The sequence below is a fragment of the Devosia sp. P3_B2 genome (assembly GCF_056402875.1).
In genome coordinates this window covers 1-17,174 of sequence record NZ_JBFUGO010000005.1, presented here as the reverse complement: position 1 = coordinate 17,174, position 17,174 = coordinate 1, and the positions used below count along the sequence as shown (strand labels likewise).

17 protein-coding genes are annotated in these 17,174 nt (G+C 65.4%); 9 read left to right on the top strand and 8 right to left on the bottom strand.

Going from position 1 to position 17,174, the window contains the following annotated elements:
- Positions 1 to 9: 9 nt before the first annotated feature.
- The 5 genes from AC1DV8_RS08800 to AC1DV8_RS08780 form a co-directional block, all read right to left on the bottom strand.
- Positions 10 to 936, bottom strand: a complete 927-nt coding sequence (locus AC1DV8_RS08800; RefSeq protein ID WP_477150086.1) for a glycine--tRNA ligase subunit alpha — start codon at positions 934 to 936, stop codon at positions 10 to 12.
- A 71-nt stretch (positions 937 to 1,007) separates the two neighbouring features.
- Complete coding sequence (locus AC1DV8_RS08795; RefSeq protein ID WP_477157187.1) at positions 1,008 to 2,198, bottom strand: low temperature requirement protein A; 1,191 nt, start codon at positions 2,196 to 2,198, stop codon at positions 1,008 to 1,010.
- A gap of 58 nt (positions 2,199 to 2,256) precedes the next feature.
- Entirely contained in the window at positions 2,257 to 2,475 is a 219-nt protein-coding gene (locus AC1DV8_RS08790; protein ID WP_477157186.1) for a hypothetical protein, read from the bottom strand.
- Between the two features lie 2 nt (positions 2,476 to 2,477).
- Positions 2,478 to 3,302 carry a S49 family peptidase gene (locus AC1DV8_RS08785; RefSeq protein WP_477157185.1) on the bottom strand — a complete coding sequence of 275 codons (825 nt, stop codon included), beginning with the start codon at positions 3,300 to 3,302 and terminating at the stop codon, positions 2,478 to 2,480.
- A 49-nt stretch (positions 3,303 to 3,351) separates the two neighbouring features.
- Positions 3,352 to 4,134 carry a tRNA1(Val) (adenine(37)-N6)-methyltransferase gene (locus AC1DV8_RS08780; protein WP_477157184.1) on the bottom strand — a complete coding sequence of 261 codons (783 nt, stop codon included), beginning with the start codon at positions 4,132 to 4,134 and terminating at the stop codon, positions 3,352 to 3,354.
- Between the two features lie 70 nt (positions 4,135 to 4,204).
- Here AC1DV8_RS08780 and AC1DV8_RS08775 point away from each other — a divergent pair, with 70 nt between their 5' ends.
- Complete coding sequence (locus AC1DV8_RS08775) at positions 4,205 to 5,224, top strand: polyprenyl synthetase family protein (protein ID WP_477157183.1); 1,020 nt, start codon at positions 4,205 to 4,207, stop codon at positions 5,222 to 5,224.
- 153 nt (positions 5,225 to 5,377) lie between these two features.
- Complete coding sequence (locus AC1DV8_RS08770) at positions 5,378 to 6,061, top strand: outer membrane protein (RefSeq protein ID WP_477157182.1); 684 nt, start codon at positions 5,378 to 5,380, stop codon at positions 6,059 to 6,061.
- Between the two features lie 53 nt (positions 6,062 to 6,114).
- Here AC1DV8_RS08770 and AC1DV8_RS08765 read toward each other — a convergent pair whose 3' ends face one another.
- The 3 genes from AC1DV8_RS08765 to AC1DV8_RS08755 form a co-directional block, all read right to left on the bottom strand.
- A complete protein-coding gene (locus AC1DV8_RS08765) occupies positions 6,115 to 6,984 on the bottom strand; it encodes a 4-(cytidine 5'-diphospho)-2-C-methyl-D-erythritol kinase (protein WP_477157181.1) in 870 nt (289 codons plus the stop codon).
- A gap of 19 nt (positions 6,985 to 7,003) precedes the next feature.
- Positions 7,004 to 8,740, bottom strand: coding sequence for a tetratricopeptide repeat protein (locus AC1DV8_RS08760; RefSeq protein ID WP_477150078.1), 1,737 nt, complete (start codon positions 8,738 to 8,740; stop codon positions 7,004 to 7,006).
- 114 nt (positions 8,741 to 8,854) lie between these two features.
- Positions 8,855 to 10,513, bottom strand: a complete 1,659-nt coding sequence (locus tag AC1DV8_RS08755; protein ID WP_477157375.1) for an electron transfer flavoprotein-ubiquinone oxidoreductase — start codon at positions 10,511 to 10,513, stop codon at positions 8,855 to 8,857.
- A gap of 49 nt (positions 10,514 to 10,562) precedes the next feature.
- Between AC1DV8_RS08755 and AC1DV8_RS08750 the strand changes: the two genes are divergently transcribed.
- The 7 genes from AC1DV8_RS08750 (at position 10,563) to AC1DV8_RS08720 (ending at position 16,758) form a co-directional block, all read left to right on the top strand.
- Positions 10,563 to 11,390 (top strand): uracil-DNA glycosylase, encoded by an 828-nt coding sequence (locus AC1DV8_RS08750; protein ID WP_477157180.1) that lies wholly within the window; start codon positions 10,563 to 10,565, stop codon positions 11,388 to 11,390.
- Between the two features lie 183 nt (positions 11,391 to 11,573).
- Positions 11,574 to 12,962 (top strand): MFS transporter, encoded by a 1,389-nt coding sequence (locus AC1DV8_RS08745; protein WP_477157179.1) that lies wholly within the window; start codon positions 11,574 to 11,576, stop codon positions 12,960 to 12,962.
- Between the two features lie 4 nt (positions 12,963 to 12,966).
- Positions 12,967 to 13,503, top strand: coding sequence for a molybdenum cofactor biosynthesis protein B (moaB, locus tag AC1DV8_RS08740; RefSeq protein ID WP_477157178.1), 537 nt, complete (start codon positions 12,967 to 12,969; stop codon positions 13,501 to 13,503).
- 45 nt (positions 13,504 to 13,548) lie between these two features.
- A complete protein-coding gene (locus tag AC1DV8_RS08735; protein ID WP_477157177.1) occupies positions 13,549 to 13,698 on the top strand; it encodes a hypothetical protein in 150 nt (49 codons plus the stop codon).
- 30 nt (positions 13,699 to 13,728) lie between these two features.
- Complete coding sequence (locus AC1DV8_RS08730; protein ID WP_477157176.1) at positions 13,729 to 13,917, top strand: DUF7230 family protein; 189 nt, start codon at positions 13,729 to 13,731, stop codon at positions 13,915 to 13,917.
- Positions 13,918 to 14,096: 179 nt separating this feature from the next.
- A complete protein-coding gene (locus tag AC1DV8_RS08725) occupies positions 14,097 to 14,654 on the top strand; it encodes a LemA family protein (protein WP_477150071.1) in 558 nt (185 codons plus the stop codon).
- A 196-nt stretch (positions 14,655 to 14,850) separates the two neighbouring features.
- Positions 14,851 to 16,758: a DUF2207 domain-containing protein gene (locus tag AC1DV8_RS08720; RefSeq protein ID WP_477157175.1), complete on the top strand. Its 1,908-nt coding sequence runs from the start codon at positions 14,851 to 14,853 to the stop codon at positions 16,756 to 16,758.
- The last annotated feature ends 416 nt before the right edge of the window (positions 16,759 to 17,174 follow it).

Genomic DNA, 17,174 nt, shown 5'->3' with positions numbered 1-17,174 from the left:
CGCAGGCCGTCAGTCGGCGGCCCCGCCGCCCGCTGTCTGCAGCCAAGCCTCACCGCAGGCCTTGGCGAGATCGCGGATCCTGAGGATGTAGCTCTGGCGCTCGGTGACCGAAATGGCGCCGCGGGCGTCGAGCAGGTTGAAGTTATGGCTGGCCTTGATGACCTGCTCATAGGCCGGCACGGCGAGGGTCTGGCGATTGCCGACCGCGCCCTTCTTCAGCAGCGCCTTGCACTCGTCCTCGGCATCCTTGAAGTGCCGGAACAGCATGTCGACGTCGGCGGCCTCGAAATTGTACTTCGAGAACTCCTGCTCGTTCTGCAGGAACACGTCGGCATAGGTGACCTTGTCCTCGCCGCTGCCGCCGTTGAAGTTGAGTTCCATGATGGAATCGACGTTCTGCAGATAACAGGCCAGGCGCTCGAGCCCATAGGTGATCTCGCCCGGCACGGGCTTCGTCTCAAAGCCGGCGACCTGCTGGAAATAGGTGAACTGGCTCACTTCCATGCCGTCGCACCAGCATTCCCAGCCGAGCCCCCAGGCGCCCAGCGTCGGGCTCTCCCAGTCATCCTCGACGAAGCGAATGTCATGCAGGCTCGAATCGAGACCGATCTCGGCCAGCGACTGCAAGTAGAGTTCCTGGATGTTGTCGGGCGACGGCTTCAGGATCACCTGGAACTGGTAGTAATGCTGCAGCCGGTTCGGGTTCTCGCCGTAGCGGCCGTCCTTGGGCCGGCGCGAGGGCTGCACATAGGCCGCCTTCCAGGGCTTCGGGCCAAGCGCGCGCAGCGTCGTCGCGGTGTGGAAAGTACCGGCGCCCATCTGCATGTCGTAAGGCTGCAGGATCACGCAACCCTGCTCCGCCCAGAAGCGCTGCAGCGTCAGGATCAGCCCCTGGAACGAGTTCCTGGGGTCCATGTGGGCGGGTAGGGAGGTCATCGGCGGGCGGTCCGGCTCTGGAATTGCGCGCGGAACCTAGTGGGGCCAAGGCACCGGGTCAATTCCGCTGTTCATTCGCCATGGTGCTGCATGGCTGGAAACCGCTCCGGGTGCCTCGCGATATCGACGACTTCCCAGGCCGCAAGCGCAATCATGATGCAAGTGGCGGCGGTAGACAGCAGCAGCGGCGACAACCCGCCGGCCAGCGGATAGAGCGCGAGCATCAGGCCCAGACCGATGAGGCGCGGGATCGACCAGTACTTGAACACGGCCAGCTTGAACAAGACGGCGCCGACGAGGAACAGTGCCGGTCCACCGATCAGCACCAGTATCGCGGATGTATCGAGGTGCCCATCCGGATGGGCCAGCACCATTTCGTCCCCGACTGCCGAAACGACGATGCCGGCGATCAGCAGAATGGGGACATAGGTGTAAGCAAAGCGGGCGATGCCACCGGGATCGTCCGAGCGCCCTATGGCCGCCGCTGCGGCTCCGGCATGCTGGCCGAAGTAAATCCACCACATGGCGATCGACTGCAGCAGCGACACGGTCATCGCCAGGATCAGCGCCGGCGTCCACTCGAGTTCGGTGAAGGCCGTACCGGTCACCAGCACCGACTCGCCCAGCGCGATCATCACGAACAGCCCGCTGCGCTCGGCCATCAGGCCGCCATCGATCGTCCACTCATGCGTGTCGGAGTGACCCAGCCCCGGCACCCAGAAGTTCACGATAGGCGACATCGCGTCGAGCAGCACGGCGATGAGCCACAGGTAGAGGCGCAGATCGCCCTCGGCGAAACCGCCGGCGAGCCAGAATACCGCCGAAGCGCCATACCAAATGGCAATGCGCACGAAGTTCTGCCTCAGCGACGCATCCCGTCGGACCGCCCAGAGCATGAAGGCCGTGCGGCCGAGCTGGAACACCACGAAGGCCAACGCGAAGGCAAGCCCGCGCTCGCCAAAGGCCTCGGGCAGCGCGCTCGAGATCACGAGCCCCACACCCATGAGGATGAACAGTAGCAGCCGCACAAGCGGCTTTTGCGGGTCGAGCCAGTTGGTGATCCACGCAGTGTCGATCCAGGCCCACCAGATGGTGAGAAGCAGCATTCCTGCCCTGAGGGCGCCGCTCCAGGTGAGGTCTTCGAGCAGTGCGTGCGATATCTGGGTGACCGCGATGACGAAAACGAGGTCGAAGAACAACTCGACCGATGTCACCTCGGCGTGGTGTCCCGCCCGCCGGCTGCGCAGCAAACTGTCGACCATTTCCCGACTCCAGTTTGCCGGAAGGCTAGCCGGGGGCCATCGTCCTGTCTTCGGGAATCTAGCGCCCGTCATCCTCGGGCGGGCGGAACTTGCCGTCCTTGTCGCGCTTCAGCGTGATGACGTCGGGGCGCTTGCGCTCCTGCAGGTCACGCTCGTGTTTCGCCTTGTCGATTTCCTTGAACTGTCCGGTCCAGTCGCGCCAGATCTTCCGCACACCCCAGAGGATGGCGAGGATAATCGCCACGAAGATAAGGACGCGGAGAAGGGTGCCGGTCATGGCTAGAGCCCCAGCCGCGCCCACACGGAGCGGTCCTCAATGTTGGCGGCAACGTCGCCGGCCAGCGCCGCCAAGCCGAAGCCCGGGAGACTGAAGAGCCTGCGCTTGGGCCCGATCGGCAGCAACTCGACCTTGTCGCCGTAGCGCGTCTGCAGCACCTCATGCAGGTCGCCGAGGCCATCGACCAGGCCCAGTTCCAGCCCGCGGATGCCGCTCCAGAACTCGCCGGTGAACAGCAGGTCATCCGATGCCTTCAGCCGGTCGCCACGACGCATCTTCACCCAGTCGATGAACACCTGATGGATGTCGGTCTCCATCTGCTTGATGCGCTCCACGTCCTCCGGCTTCTCGGGAAGGAAAGGATCGAGCGTCGACTTGTTGCGGCCCGAGGTATGCACCCGGCGATCAACACCAACCTTCTTCAGCGTCTCGACAAAGCCGAAGCCGGCGAAGATCACGCCGACAGAGCCCACGATGGACGAGGGATCGGCGATGATCTCATCACCGGCAGTGGCAATGAAGTAGCCGCCCGAAGCCGCGGCGTCCTCGACGAATACCAGCACAGGCTTTTCGTGCTGATCGGCAAGATCACGGATGCGCTTCGAGATCAGCCGCGATTGCACCGCCGAGCCGCCGGGAGAATTGATGACGATGGCGACCGCCGGAGCGGATTTCACCGCGAAGGCGCGCTTCAGCAGCGGCGCCACAGTCTCGATGTTCAGCCGGCCGGGCCGCTGGTCGGCAGCGATGACGCCGTGCAGGCGGACCACCGGCACCACCGGACCGCCCTGCCCCATCTTGCGCTTCATCCAGGACCGGAGACCCATGCGATACCCTCGTTTTCGACCGGGCAGATGTATGTGCCTCGGCGCGAGATTACCAGATGAGCCGCCCGGTCCCGCGGAAGATCGCGTCGAACTCGGGGCGGAAGGCTCGGCCCGTGGGTTCGTGCAAGGCGCGAGCCGCCATCAGCGTGAACGGCGCACGGGAGCCCTTGATGCCGCGCACCAGCACCCGGCTGGCCGGCTCGCCCTCGCGTGGCAGCAGCGGCAGCACGCTGACGGCGCCGAAGCGCCGGGTGAAGGCGGTCAGCAGCAGCGGCAATGCCTCTGCGACATGAATGAAGATCACCTCGCCTCCCGGCGCGGCATGGGTGGCAGCGGTCTTCACCCAGCGATCGAGAACGTCGTCGTCCATGTGCCGTGCGTCGGCGCGCTGAGTGGACGGCGCCGAGCCCCGGCCTGGATCGAAGAAGGGCGGGTTGGCGATGACGGTGGTGAAATGATCACTGGCCAGCCCCGCAGCGGCACGAACCCGGCCCAGCGCCGTCAAATCGAGCTGCAGCACCTTGCTGCGCTGGGCCATGCCGTTGGTGCCGAGGTTCAGCGTCGCAAGCGCCGCCATTGCCGGATCACCCTCGACTAGCGTCCCCGTGAGGTCCACGAGCTCGGCCATGGCGACCAGCGCCGCGGTGCCGGCGCCGGCGCCGAGATCAAGCAGGCTGCGCGAGCCGGCGCCCACCGACGCACCGAGCAGCACGGAGTCCAGCCCGGCGCGAAAGCCCCGCTCAGGCTGCGACACGGTGAGGCGGCCACCCAAAAAGGCGTCGCGCGTCAGCGTTTGTTGTTTTACAAGATCGGTAGCTTCGTCTAGGGACATCGCACCATCGCGACAGTTCGCATGCGCCCGACTATAGGGTGCCGGATGCGTAGCTCAAACCGGGGATTTCATGGCTCTATCGGCGGCAGCGGCAAACGAGGCGACGACGAACGCCGGCGCGCTTGACCGGCTGGTCGACGCCACCCGGACCGGCATGGATCTCGTCAATGCGATGATCCTCGAAAAGGCCAGCTCGCATGTCCAGCTGGTGCCGGAAGTGGCGCGGTATCTCATCGATGCGGGCGGCAAGCGGCTCAGGCCAATGCTGACGGTCGCGGCTTCGATGCTGTTCGGGCGTGCCAATGGCAGCGAAGTGAATTTCGCCGCCGCCGTCGAGTTCATGCACAACGCCACCCTGCTGCACGACGATGTGGTCGACGAGAGCGAGATGCGGCGCGGCCGTGCGGCAGCGCGGATGAAATGGGGTAATCAGGCGAGCGTCCTGGTGGGCGATTTCCTGCTCGGCCAAGCCTTCATGATGATGGTCGACACCGGCAATGTCGAAGCGCTGAGGGTGATCTCGCAGGCCGCGACGATCATCGCCGAGGGCGAAGTGCTGCAGCTGGCCAAGACGCGCGATCTCAGCACCAGCGCCGCCGACTATGACGAGGTGATCGGCGCGAAGACAGCCACCCTGTTCGAGGCGGCGACGGAAGTGGGTGCGATGGCCGGCGGCGCCGACGCGGCCGGTCGCGAGGCGCTCCGCAACTATGGCCGCGAACTGGGCTTCGCGTTCCAACTGGTCGACGACGTGCTCGACTATCGCGGCGAAAGCGGCACCCTGGGCAAGAACACCGGCGACGATTTGCGCGAAGGCAAGATGACCCTGCCGGTTATTCTGGCGCTGCAAACGGCGACACCGGCTGAGCGCGACGTGCTGGTCGCGGCACTGGGCGTCGTGGACGCCGGGGAAACCCAGCTCAAGCAAGTCGTCGCGATCTTCAATCGTTACGACACCCTTGGCCGCACCATCGAGCAAGCCAGCACTCACGCCCGCCGGGCCCGTGAGTCGTTGAAGCAGTTGCCCCCCAGCGAGATGAAAGCGCTGCTGGGCGAGATCGCCGAATTTACTGTTGCGCGGGCGTATTAACACTTATACGGCCGCGGCGTTTTCCTCTGCCGCGGCGGCTTTGTGGCAAGCGCGCAACATTTGGCCACAGTTCTTTCCGCATCCCGCCACAATTAATTAGACTCCCAACAATCGACCCCCTATCGAGTGGTCCATTGATTTGGGAGATTTTCTATGTGGACGAAGACTAAAATTGCATTCGCCAGCGTGCTGCTGTTGAGCGCGGCCGGCGCCGCCAACGCTGCTGATCTGATCGTTGACGAAGTCGCCGTCGAAGCGGCGGCACCCGTTGCTGACTGGACCGGTGCGTATGTCGGCGGTCACGTTGGCTGGGTCAGTGGTACGGTCGACTGGGAGCTCGTGCCCCCGCCAGGCCCGTTCGGTACCTACGACATCGATGGCTGGTTGCTCGGTGTCCAGGGCGGCTACAACTGGCAGGTCGATACATTTGTGCTCGGCGTCGAAGGCGACATTTCTCTCGGCGACATCGTGAGCGACCCGGATCTCTCCGGCTTCATCGATCGCCAGATCAACTGGACAGCTTCGCTGCGTGCTCGCGCCGGCGTGTCGTTCGACGCCATCCTCTTGTATGGTACCGCCGGCCTCGCAGTGGCCAACAGCACTACGGAGATTTTCGGCTTTGCCGATGACACCAACACCCATGTGGGTTGGACCGTCGGTGTTGGCGCGGAAGCCATGGTTGCTGAGAACGTGTCGGCCAAGCTTGAGTACCGCTACAGCGACTACGGCAGCCAGACCTACGACTACTTTATTCCGTTTGGCCCGGGCTTCAATATCGAGTCCGACAGCAACATTGTCGCCCACAGCATCACCGCGGGCGTGAACTTCCACTTCTGATCGTACCGATCAGCATCATTTCGCAGCGGCCCCTTCGGGGGCCGTTGTCGTTTTCAGCTGATCACCGGAGCCGCTGCGACCCAGTATTGCGGGTATTTCGCGCGCATGTCGTGGGCGGCCTGATGGGCCTGCGCGGCGGAGCCGAAGAGGCCGAACACCGTGCCGCCGGAGCCGGACATGCGGGCCAGCGCGCAGCCATCCAGCACCCGCATCTGCCGTAGCAGGTCACCGATCGCCGGCACCAGCGCGACGGCCGGAGCCTCGAGGTCGTTGCGAGTCTCGGCCAGCCACAGGCCGAGCTGCGCCGGCCGGGTGAGCGGTTGCGGCAGGGCCGGCATTGGCGGGTTGGTGCGCTGCTCCAGCCGGCGGAACACGTCGGCGGTGACCACCGGGATCAGCGGATTGACCAGCACCAGGTGAGTGGCGGGAAAACCGCGCAGCGGGTGGAGAATTTCGCCGACGCCACGCACTTCGCAGGGCCGCGACAGCAGGCAGGCTGGCACATCGGCGCCGAGCGTCAGTGCAACCGCCCGCAGGTCGGCGAGCGAGAACTCGCCCTCCGCGGTGCCCGCAAGCAGGCGCAGCATCGCTGCGGCGTCGGCCGAACCGCCGCCAATGCCTGCGGCGACCGGCAGGTTCTTGGTCAACGAGATATCCAGCCCGTTGGGCAGGCTCTCCGGCCAGCGGGCCCGGAACGCGTTCACTGCCCGCATCACGAGGTTGGAGTCGCCTCCGCCCGCCGCTGCGGCGAAGGGACCGGTGACGCGCAGGCGATCGGCCTTGGCGGGGTGCGCCGAGACCTCGTCGGCGACATCGACGAACACCACGAGGCTCTCGAGCTCGTGGTAGCCATCGGCGCGCCGGCCGGTGACATGCAGGGCGAGATTGACCTTTGCGGGGGCCGCCTCGGAAACGGCGGCCACGGCGGTGCCTTGCGCCATGTTACTGGGCGGGCGCGGCCTGGCCTTCCGCTACAGGGCTTGCATCGGGCGCGGGGCTAACGGCATCGAGACCGCCCGCGAGCTTCTTGGCCACCCGCTCCTTCACCGCGCCGGTGGTGTCGACGGCCGCAGCGATGTTCCACTGGAACCGAGCCTCGAGCTGGCGCCCGGCCCGCCAATAGGCATCGCCGAGGTGGTCGTTGATCTCGGGATCGGTGGAACGGAGCTGCACGGCGAGTTCGAGCTGCTGCACCGCGTCCTCGAAGCGGCCAAGCCGGAAATAGGCCCAGCCAAGGCTGTCGATGATGTAGCCGTCATTCGGCGCCGCCGCGACTGCCTTCTGGATCATGTCGAGCGCCGGCATCAGGTTGATGCCCTGGTCGACCCAGCTGTAGCCGAGATAGTTCAGCACCTGGGGCTGGTCGGGGTTGAGCTCGAGCGCGCGCTTGAAATCACCCTCGGCCTTCTCCCACCGCTTGTCGCGCTCGTAGGCAATGCCGCGCACATAGTAGAAGCGCCAGTCGCCCGGAGCGTCGCCACCGGCAACCGCAAGCGCCTTGGTGTAGGTGTCGGCCGCCTCGGCATATTTCTCGGCGGCGCGCTGCATGTCGCCGAGCACCGAAAGCGCCTCGAGATCCTTGGGGTTGGTGGCGACGATGTTGCCGAGCTTGCGGATCGCTTCGTCGCGATTGCCCATGGCGTTGAGGTTTTCCGCCACCCGCACCACGGCCATCGGCTTCATCGGCGAGTCGGCCGGCAACTTGTCGTAGATGGCGTTGGCAGCGTCATGCTGGCCCGCGCCATCGAGCAGCTGGCCATAGACCAGGTCGATCACGTCGGACTTGGGATCGAGATACATCCCGAGCTGCAGGAACACGGCCGAGACATCGGGGCTGCCCTCGCGGGCCAGCGCCACGCCGACCGAATGGAACATCTCGGCTGCGCCCGACTGCACGTCGGCCGCAAACACGCCGGGGCGCTGCTTCAGGTCGAGCTTGGCCTTCACGGCAGCGACGAGCGGATGGTCGAGCCCCTGGGCCTCGAACTTGGCGATCACTTCCTCGGCCTCGTCAAAGCGGCCGGCATTGCCCAACATGCGCGCATAGGCCTCGACGATACGGGCGACAAACGGGTCGGTCTCGTAGGCCTTGGCGGCGTATTCCAGCGCTTCCTTGCTCTTGCCTTCGACGTCGGCCATCAGCGCGCGGTGGAAGACGAGGAAATCCTCGAGCCCGCCCTGCCCGATCTCGTCGAGCACCTTGTTGGCCTCATCCGGCTTGCCGTCGCCGAGCAGCGCCCAGGCGCGCAGCAGCCCGCCGGTGATCCCGGCAAAGGTATCGCCGCCGACATTCTCGAGTTCCTTGGCCGCGGCGCCATAGCGGCGCTGCTTGACCGCCTCGGTGCCGAGGACGAGGCTCGCCAGGTCGTTCGGCGCGCTCAGCTCGAGCATGTGCTTGGCAACGCGCGCCGCGTCGGACACCTGCCCGTTCGCGGCATAGGCGATGAAGCTGCGCTCGATGATGATCGGATTGTCCCAGTCGCCCTCTGCGGCGGCGCGGAAATAGCGCGCTGCGTCATCTGTGCGCAGATCCGAAAGCGCCTGCCGGCCGGCGAGGTAGCTGCCGGTGACGCTGTTATCCCGCAGCGGGAACGCGGTCGATTCGAGCGCCATGGCACCGCCGATGGTGAGCATGGCGGCGAGCAGAACGCCGGAAGCGAGACGGGCTTTTTGGGTCACGAGGCTCGAAAACTCCGAGGAGGGCAGGAAAGCGCTGACTAGCCCAAGAAACATGGGCGATTTTGCGACTGCGCCGCAAGGGGCAGGCACGATGACGTGACGGCGTCCGGCCGCCTACATTCCGGAATAGTTGGGTCCCGACCCGCCTTCGGGCGGCACCCAAGTAATGTTCTGTGCCGGGTCCTTAATATCACAAGTCTTGCAGTGCACGCAGTTCGCCGCGTGGATGCGGAACACTGGCGCCCCGCCTTCCTCGGTCACTTCATAGACCCCCGCAGGGCAGTAGAGCGGCGCCGGCTCACCATAGCGCGGCAGGTTCTCCCGCACCGGCAGATCGGGGTCGGCGAGCTTGAGGTGCACCGGCTGGTCTTCGTCGTGGCTGAGGTTGGCGAGATAGACCGAGGCGGCGCGATCAAAGGTCGTCACGCCGTCCGGGCGCGCATAGGTCCGCGGCGTCACTGCCGAGATCGGCTTCAGCCCCTGGTAGTCAGCCTTACCGTGCTTCAGTGTGCCAAAGAGCGAGAAGCGGAACAGCGCCTCGCACCACATGTCGAAGCCGCCCAGTAATACGCCGAGATACGTGCCGAAGCGGCCCCAGAACGGCTTCACATTACGCACCGGTTTCAGTTCAGTGCCGATACCGGTTGCCAACACGCTGTCGTTCAGCCCCTCGAGCATATCGTGCGCCCTGCCCTCGCCGATCGCCGCGGCGACCCGGTCGGCGGTGGCCATGCCCGAGCGGATGGCGTTGTGGATGGCCTTCAGCGCCGGCACGTTCATGAAGCCCGCGGCGCAACCGATCAGCGCACCGCCCGGAAAAGCGAGGTCCGGAACCGACTGCAGCCCGCCCGAGGTCAATGCACGCGCGCCATAGCTCAGCCGTCGCGCGCCCTGCAGTACTCGGGCAATCGCGGGATGGCTCTTGAACCGCTGGAACTCACCGAATGGTGACAGCGTCGGGTCTTCGTAGCCGAGGTGGATGACAAAGCCGAGATAGAGCATGTTGCCCGCCGCATGGTAGGCGAACCCGCCACCGGAAGTGGCATTGTCGAGCGGGAAACCGAGATAATGATCGACGCGCCCCGCCTCGTGATGCTCGGGGGCGATCTCCCAGACTTCCTTCATGCCGAGCCCGTAGAGCTGCGGATCGTGCCCGTCGGCAAGGCCGAAATGGCCAATCAAATGCTTGGCCAGCGAGCCGCGGGCCCCTTCGCCGATCAGCGTGTATTTGGCCCTGAGCCCAATGCCCGCGGCATAGGTCCCCTTGGGATTGCCGGCGTGATCGACGCCGAGATCACCGGTGATGATGCCTTCGACCCGGCCGCCCTCGCCAGTCAGCACATCCACTGCCGCGGTCATCGGGAAGATGTCGACGCCGAGGCCCTGTGCCTGCTCGCCGAGCCATTTCACCAGATCGCCCAGGCTGACGATCACCGCATCGGGGACCTTCATCTGCGGCGGGATCATCAGGCCCGGCAGCGGGACATCGGCGGTGCCGGTGAGGAAGTGGAAGGTATCGCGCGTGACATCGGGACCAACCGGCGCCCCCATGTCGCGCCAGCCGGGCAGCAGCGCATCGAGTCCTACCGGGTTCATCACTGCGCCGGAAATGATGTGTCCGCCCAGTTCAGCCGACTTTTCCACTACTGTGACCGACAGGTGCGGCGCCACCTGCTTCAGCCGGATGGCCGCGCTCAGCCCGGCGGGACCAGCGCCGACGATGACCACGTCGGTCTCGAGGATCTCGCGGTTACCGGCGTCGGCCAAGGTCACATCCATTCGAAGATGGCGGGGGAAAGCGGGCTGTGACATAACAGAACAAATGTCCGAAAATCGACCGCTAAATGACGCCGAAGCCCGCGCGGCGCTCGACTGGTATCGCGCCGTCGGCGTCGATTTCGCCGTCGGCGAGGAACCGGTGGACCGTTTCTCCGCCTCCGTCGCGCCGTCGCGCGCCCGCCCGGCACCAGTTGCCGACGTTGCTCAGACCGCGACGCCGGTGCCCGCACAGGCTCCGATCGCGATCTCGCTGACGTCGGATCCGACCGAAACGACTGCTCTCGCGGCCGGCGCCACGACGCTCGACGAACTCCGCGCCGTGATGAACGCCTATGACGGGTGCCTTCTTAAGAAGCGCGCCACCCAACTGGTGTTCGCCGACGGCAATCCCGAAGCCGAGATCATGCTGGTGGGCGAGGGCCCCGGCGAGCAGGAGGATTTGCAGGGCAAGCCCTTCGTCGGCCGCGCCGGGCAACTGCTCGACCGCATGCTGGCAGCCATCGGGCTAGACCGCACCAAGGTCTACATCGCCAACATGGTCCCCTGGCGCCCGCCCGGCAACCGCGACCCCTCCCCCGAGGAAATGGCGCTCTGCACCCCGTTCCTGCTGCGCCAGGTCGAGCTGGTGGCGCCGAAGTTCCTGGTGACCCTCGGCAACGTCCCCACCAAGTCGCTGTTCCAGACCCAGAACGGCATCACCCGCATGCGCGGCCAGTGGCGTGACCTGACGATCAACAGCCACCAGACGAAGGCGCTTGCCACCCTGCACCCGGCCTACCTGCTGCGCACGCCGGCCTCGAAGGCATTGGCTTGGCGGGACATGCTGAGTTTGAAGCAGGCGATGGATGCGGCGCGGGCCGCTGCCGGCTAGTCCGCGCGGTCGCCACAACCACCAGCCGTTATCCCCTGCGACCAAAGCACCAACCCACATCGCTATTTTGACGGCGACTTAACGCTCTGGCGCAGAGAATAATCGCGGCGCTTGAGTATCCTGCCCGAATTTGGTCCGACTCCACGGGCAAGCGCCTCAGGACCAAGAACCGCAGAAAGCCCCATGTCCTCCGCCCTCAAGATCTATGCCCTGTTCATTGGCTCGGCACTCCTGATGTTCGGAGGCGGCCTGCAGGGCCTCTTGCTCTCGGTGCGCGGCGCCGAGGAGGGCTTTTCGCTCACCGCGCTGGGCCTCATCGGCACCGGTTGGTCGGTGGGGTTCGTCGCCGGCTCGATCACCGTGCCGCTGCTGGTGAAACGGGTCGGGCACATTCGCGCCTACTCGATCATGGCGGCGATCGGCACGGTCACGATTCTCCTTAACCTGCTCTGGGTTCAGGACATCGGCTGGATCGTGCTGCGCGCCTTCTCCGGCTTCTGCTTCGCGGGCGCCGCGATGATCGTCGAGAGCTGGCTCAACGAAGTCGCCGACAACCGCAGCCGCGGCACCATTTTCTCGGTCTACACCACGATCAACATGGCAGCTTCGACGGTCGGCCAGCTCGCCATGGCGGTCACCGGCACGTTCGGGCACATCCCGTTCGTGGTCGGCGCCATCGCCTTCATCTGCGCGCTCCTGCCGTCCGCGCTCACCTCGACGCCGCAGCCGAGGCCGATCTCGTCGGCGCGGCTCGACGTGGTGCTGCTCTACAAGACCTCGCCCCTGGCGGTGATCGCGGCCTTCGCCTGCGGCATGGCCAACGGCACGTTCGGCACGCTCGCCCCGGTCTATGGCTTCGAGCAGAAGCTCGATGCCTCGACCATCGCCTACCTGTTCGCCGTCACCGCCGTCGTCGGCGCCGTGGCGCAGACGCCATTCGGGCGCCTGTCCGACAAGATCGACCGCCGGCTGGTGATCGTCGGTCTCAGCGGCTTCTCGGCTGTCGTCGGGCTGCTCACCGTGCTGATCAACCCCAGCAGCGGGGTGCTGATGTTCATCCTGTTCGGGATGTACGGATTCGGCGCCTACCCGCTCTATGCCATCGCCGTGGCGCACGCGAACGACTTCGCCAAGGAAGGCGAGTTCGGCCGCGTCGCCGGCGGCATGCTGCTGATCCTCGGCATCGGCCTCGCCATCGGTCCGATCATCGCCAGCTGGGTGATGAACACGATCGCGCCGGTGGGACTGTTCATCGTCACCGCCACGTTCCACGGAGCGCTTGCCGTCACGGCGTTCCTCAGGATGAAGGTGCGGCCAGTGCGCGACGCGACGGGACGAGTCCGATTCCGTGCCATGAGCGCCGAGAAAGGCGTGTCGCCCGGGACAGTGACGCTCGATCCGCGCGGTGACGAAAGCCAGGCGCCGCGCCCGACTGCCGCTCCTCCGGCACCTGCGGGCGAAGCCGAGATCATCGTGCCTGATCCGATCGAGCCGGTGGTGCTTGCGCCCGAGCATCCCAAGCCCGATGCTCCAGGCGACACGACGAAGTCGGACAAGCCGAAGCCGGAGTAGAGAGATGTTCAAGAGCGAGCTCGACCAGAGCAAGCCATTCACCCCGCTGTCGATCGCAGTGCTCGCTGTATCAGATACGCGCACGCTCGAAACCGATACCGGTGGAGCGCTGCTGAAATCGCTGATGGAAGCCGACGGGCACAACTGCTTCGAGCGCGCCGTGGTGCGCGACGACATCCACCAGATCCGCGCCAAGGTGATGGGGTGGGTGGTGAACCCGGCGGTCGACGCGATCATCACCACCGGCGGCACGGGGTTCTCGGGCCGCGACGTCACCCCCGAGGCGCTGGAGCCGCTGTTCCAGAAGCGGATGGAGGGGTTCTCGGTGCTGTTCCACCAGTACTCCTCGACCACCGTCGGCACCTCGAGCCTCCAGTCTCGCGCCACTGGCGGGCTGATCGGCGAGACGTTCGTCTTCGTCCTTCCCGGCTCGCGCGGCGCCTGTCGCGACGCGTGGGAGGGGATCCTGCGGGCCCAGCTCGACAACCGGCACAAGCCCTGCAACTTCGTCGAGCTGATGCCGCGGCTGGCCGAGCGCTAGGAACGGCGCTTCGGCCCCGGCGTTGTCCTTCGAAGGAGAACTCCGATGATCCGCAAGCTCAAGTCCGGCGAATACCGGCTCTATTCCAAGAAGACCGACCCCAAGACCGGCAAGCGTCGGAACCTGGGCACCTTCGACACGCGCGAAGGCGCCGAAAAGCACGAGCGCGAAGTGCAGTACTTCAAGCGCCACTGACAACCGACCCTCAGCGCGCTATCTTCCGGCATGCCCAGCAAGGACCAGAAAATCACCGTCGCCCTGACGCGCAAGCAGACGGCGCCGCGCAACGTCGCCGCCAAGGCACTGCGTGAAGGGCAGTTCCAGCCCAAAGTGGAGCCCGATCCGAAGGGCTACAAGCGCAAGAAGAAGCACAATCAGGACCCGCTGCTCGAAACCGAAGAGCCAGACGAATAACTACATTGCAGTTAATTCAGTTGATTTGCTGAATTCCAGTTTATCCCCAAGTTTAGCTCGCGCCGCGAACTCCTTCCAAAAACACGTTCATTTCCCATTCAGCCGGCGCAATTCAATTGCGATGCCCTACCGTCCGGTGCCACTTTGCGGCACTCAGGGCGTCACATCGGGAGGGCTCCATGACTGGGCTGATCATTCTGGCGATCGTCGTCGCCGCAGTTGGCTACGCGATCTTCATCTACAACGACCTGGTGTCGAAGCGGCAGCTCAAGGAAGAGGGCTGGTCGGGCATCGATGTGCAGCTGAAGCGCCGCACCGACATGATCCCCAACCTGATGGAGACGGTGAAGGGCTATATGGGCCATGAGCGCGAGACGCTCGAGGCCGTCACCAACGCCCGCGCCGCGGCCACCGCCGGCGCCAATGCCGGCCCGGCAGAGCGCAGCCAGCTCGAGGGGGCGCTGTCAGGTGCTCTCGGCAAGCTGCTCGCCATCGCCGAGGCCTATCCAGACCTCAAGGCCAACACCACCTTCCTCGAATTCCAGAGCGCGCTGCAGAACGTCGAAGACGAAATCCAGCTGGCCCGCCGGTACTACAACGGCTCGGTGCGCAACCTGAACACCGCCGTCGAGAGCTTCCCCTCCAACGTCGTTGCCAATGCCTTCAAGTTCGAGAAGGCGGAGTATTTCGAGCTGGAGAACGAGGCCGACCGGGCCGTGCCGTCGGTGAAGTTCTAAGCGCCGGTTGTTCAAAATGGAGAAGCTGGTGGCTGTGGACCCCCACCCCTGTCCTCTCCCCCTGCCGGGGAGGGAGACGAAGGAGCCGCTTGCTCCGACGTTGCGGCAGCCGCCGCCAATTCGGAGGGTTTCCCTCCCCAGTAGGGGGAGGAGACAGGGGTGGCGGTCCACAGCCACCGGGTTCGCGGCCGCTCTATTGGCGCTGTTTTTCGCCCTCCTCCTCGCCCTTCCGGCCACCGCCCGCGAAGCCATTACCTCATTCGCCTCCGCCGTCACCCTCCTCGCCGATGGCTCGGTCGACGTCATCGAGACCATCGAGGTGAACGCCGAAGGCTATGAGATCAAGCGCGGCATCTATCGCGACATCCCATTGATCCTGATCAACCCGGACAACTCGCGCCTCCGCTCCAACCTCGCCGTGCAATCGGTCACTCGCGACGGCCGGGCCGAGCCCTACTCGCTCGAAAGCATCGGGGCCGGCTTCAAGCGCATCCGTATCGGTGATGCCGATGTGTTCCTCAGCAACGGCCGGCACAAATACACCATCCGCTACACCATGACCCGGATGGGCCGCATCTTCGCCGATCATGACGAGCTGTTCTGGAACGCCACCGGCAATTACTGGAACTTCCCGATCGAGGAGGCTGTCGCCTCGATCACCCTGCCCAAGGGCGCGGTGATCGACCGGCTGGTCGGCTACACGGGCCCGCCCGGATCGATGGAGCAAGCCGTCACCATCACTCGCACCTCGGACAACACTGCGATCTTCCGGGTAAACCGACCGTTGGCCTCGGGCGAAGGCGTCAGCGTGGCGGCGTCGTTTCAAAAGGGCATCCTCACCGAGCCGGAGGGACTAGACGCGCTGCTGTTCTGGCTGAGCGACCACCGCGACATCGTGGTGCCCGTGATCGCTGTCGGCCTGGTGCTGCTCTACAACCTCCTCGCCTGGAGCGCCGTCGGCCGCGACCCCAAGAAGGGCACGATCATCCCGCTGTTCCACCCGCCCAAGGACTTCTCACCGGGGCTCGCCGAATATGTCGACGGCATGGGCTGGGCGAAGGGTGGCTGGACTGCCTTCACCGCCTCGATCTTCGACCTCGGGGTCAGGGGCCTGGTAAAGATCGACAACCCGGGCAAGACGCTGACCGTCACCACTACCGGGAAGGAGCCGCCGGACGATCTCGGGGCGGCCGAGCGGCTGCTCTTCAACTACTTCAACTCGCAGGGCAAGGTAACGGTCAACACCACGACAGGGCCGAAGCTCAACGAGACCCGCGGCCAGTTCGTCTCGGCCATCGAGACCGAGAACCGGCAGGTCTACTACAAGAACAACACCGGCTACGTGGTGCTGGGCGTGGCGCTGTCGGTGGCGATCCTTCTCGCCATGGTGCTGTTCGACATGCTGGACCCGATCACCCTCGTGTTCGCGGGCGCCGGCGCGCTGTTTCTGGGCATCCTCGCCGGCATCCTCAGGGGCCTGTGGCGCAGCCCGATCCTGTCGAAAATCATCTTCGCAGTGTGGGCAGTGATCTTCGGCGGGAATGTCCTCGGCGCGGCCGGCAGCTTCTTCGGCGACTTCCGCATCGGCGAGTTCCGCCCCGACATGGCGCTGATCGGCGCCGCCTCGATCATCTTCATCAACGTGGTGTTCGCCGTGCTGATGCGGGCGCCGACGGTGCAGGGCCGCAAGGTCATGGACCAGCTCGACGGCTTCAAGATGTACATGAACACCGCTGAGAAGAATCGCCTCAACATGACCAACGAGCCACCGATGACGGTGGAGCGGTTCGAGCGCATCCTGCCCTACGCCATCGCGCTGGGCGTCGAAAAGCCATGGTCGGAGTACTTCGAGGGCGAACTAGCGCGCAACGCGGTGGCGGACGCGCGCAGCGGCAGCTATTCGCCCGGCTTCTATTCCGGCCGCGACTGGTCGAGCGGCTCGGGCAGCTTCGCGAACACCGTTTCCTCGGTCGCCAGCGGCATGAGCGCTGCCATGGTCGCGGCGCAGCCGAGTTCGTCATCGGGCTCTGGCTTCTCCAGCGGCGGCGGTGGAGGCGGCGGTTCCGGTGGTGGCGGAGGCGGTGGCGGCGGAGGTGGATGGTAGCCTGTAGGCAGCGCGCAGGTTGGTGACGCACCATCTGAACACACATCCGCCCTGCAGTGGTCGGAGCTCGATCTTGCCACAACCACCGCCCGGCACCTCCCCCTCTGACGGGGGAGGATGGATGAGGGTGAGCGGAGCCACAATCACGAGGCCGGGCAAGGCGTTGCGAGAATCTTGCGCCGATCTATCCCCCCCACTCCCCACCCATGCGATTCTCCCACCCATCCGCTGCACCGAAGCGAGATCATGACGAGTGGTTGGTGCGGKGGAGACCGGGTGGGCTGCGGGTCGCTGCAGTTCAGGCGGAAACCATCACGGCAAGGACCGGTTCGCCGGTCAAGCCGCTATCACGCGAGGGTCGCTCGATGCGGAGTGGCCCAAGGGACGAAGCCTGGCACGCATGAGCCGGGCGGGAG

What these genes read in the sequence shown, in the direction of transcription:
- moaB (WP_477157178.1), top strand. Translation starts at nt 12,967, where the DNA reads ATGTTCAAGAGCGAGCTCGACCAGAGCAAGCCATTCACCCCGCTGTCG.
- AC1DV8_RS08770 (WP_477157182.1), top strand. Translation starts at nt 5,378, where the DNA reads ATGTGGACGAAGACTAAAATTGCATTCGCCAGCGTGCTGCTGTTGAGC.
- AC1DV8_RS08800 (WP_477150086.1), bottom strand. Translation starts at nt 936, where the DNA reads ATGACCTCCCTACCCGCCCACATGGACCCCAGGAACTCGTTCCAGGGG.
- AC1DV8_RS08790 (WP_477157186.1), bottom strand. Translation starts at nt 2,475, where the DNA reads ATGACCGGCACCCTTCTCCGCGTCCTTATCTTCGTGGCGATTATCCTC.
- AC1DV8_RS08730 (WP_477157176.1), top strand. Translation starts at nt 13,729, where the DNA reads ATGCCCAGCAAGGACCAGAAAATCACCGTCGCCCTGACGCGCAAGCAG.
- AC1DV8_RS08725 (WP_477150071.1), top strand. Translation starts at nt 14,097, where the DNA reads ATGACTGGGCTGATCATTCTGGCGATCGTCGTCGCCGCAGTTGGCTAC.
- AC1DV8_RS08795 (WP_477157187.1), bottom strand. Translation starts at nt 2,198, where the DNA reads ATGGTCGACAGTTTGCTGCGCAGCCGGCGGGCGGGACACCACGCCGAG.
- AC1DV8_RS08745 (WP_477157179.1), top strand. Translation starts at nt 11,574, where the DNA reads ATGTCCTCCGCCCTCAAGATCTATGCCCTGTTCATTGGCTCGGCACTC.
- AC1DV8_RS08750 (WP_477157180.1), top strand. Translation starts at nt 10,563, where the DNA reads ATGTCCGAAAATCGACCGCTAAATGACGCCGAAGCCCGCGCGGCGCTC.
- AC1DV8_RS08785 (WP_477157185.1), bottom strand. Translation starts at nt 3,302, where the DNA reads ATGGGTCTCCGGTCCTGGATGAAGCGCAAGATGGGGCAGGGCGGTCCG.
- AC1DV8_RS08735 (WP_477157177.1), top strand. Translation starts at nt 13,549, where the DNA reads ATGATCCGCAAGCTCAAGTCCGGCGAATACCGGCTCTATTCCAAGAAG.
- AC1DV8_RS08780 (WP_477157184.1), bottom strand. Translation starts at nt 4,134, where the DNA reads ATGTCCCTAGACGAAGCTACCGATCTTGTAAAACAACAAACGCTGACG.
- AC1DV8_RS08775 (WP_477157183.1), top strand. Translation starts at nt 4,205, where the DNA reads ATGGCTCTATCGGCGGCAGCGGCAAACGAGGCGACGACGAACGCCGGC.